The following is a 966-nucleotide window of genomic DNA, read 5'->3' as shown; positions in this document are numbered from 1 at the left end:
AACTAAGGCAATTGGATATAGTTATGGCTTCCAAGTAACTTCTTTGGTTATGTTCGTAATCGGATTATTGTTTTGGACCATTGTCCGTCCCGCGAACCAAAGTCAAACAACGATAAAACCTGAAGAACAAGTTATTGTATAAAAATCATTAATAGGTGAATCAAGGAGGGAAATAAACTATGTGTAAAAATGAAAAGGCCGTTTCTGAGATGGACTGTTGTGTATTGTGTCATGAAGAATTAGCTATTATGGAGCGAAATCGTAGTAAGTGCTGGAGTTGTCAGGATAAGATATCCGAGACTTACGCTGATGATCATATTGAAGTGGAGGATTAAGTAAATTAGTTAGTTTCGTAACATGATTTGAACAGTAAAAGGGCCTTCTTTATTACGGAGGTCCTTACTTATTTTTAGGCTAAGTTAAACATAATTGTTGATTTTTCAAACTATGTTGATTGGAGCGGAAGGCACAAGACTCCTGCGGGAGTAGCAGGTCAGGGGAGACACCATAGGGCTCTGCGCCGAGGAAGCTACCCGACTGCCCGCGGAAAGCAAAGTGCCTGGAGCGGTAATCAACAGGCAAGTTTAACAAAGCCTATTTTTAAGATTCTAGTTTGTTGTATATAAACATTATTTACTTAAAGATTAAAAAGTTTAATTTTATTTAATTAATACTTATGACTATAATCGATATCATAATAAAAAAATTCTAATAATTAAGTTAATAATGCAGGGAGTGAAAATATTGGTTGGGCAAGGAAAGTTAAACACAACATTTTATGAAGCGATTCAAGATATTCAAGATGGTGCAACCATCATTGTTGGTGGGTTTGGTCTGTCGGGAATTCCTGAGAACCTAATTCTAGCATTGCGTGAAAAGGGAACAAAAGACCTAACGATTGTCAGTAACAATTGTGGGGTGGATGATTGGGGACTGGGTTTACTGCTTGCCAATAAACAGATTAAG

The 966-nt window shown here is 37.0% G+C and carries 1 protein-coding gene; it reads left to right on the top strand.

Annotation, left to right across the window (positions count from 1 at the left end):
- Nucleotides 1–744 precede the first annotated feature (744 nt).
- On the top strand, nt 745–966 hold a 222-nt coding region (locus tag AC1DUW_RS30470), incomplete at its 3' end, for a CoA-transferase (RefSeq protein WP_477644398.1).

It is taken from the genome of Peribacillus sp. P4_C12, assembly GCF_056402095.1.
The sequence above is the reverse complement of the archived record's forward strand: the minus strand, read 5'-3'. Positions and strand labels throughout refer to the sequence as shown.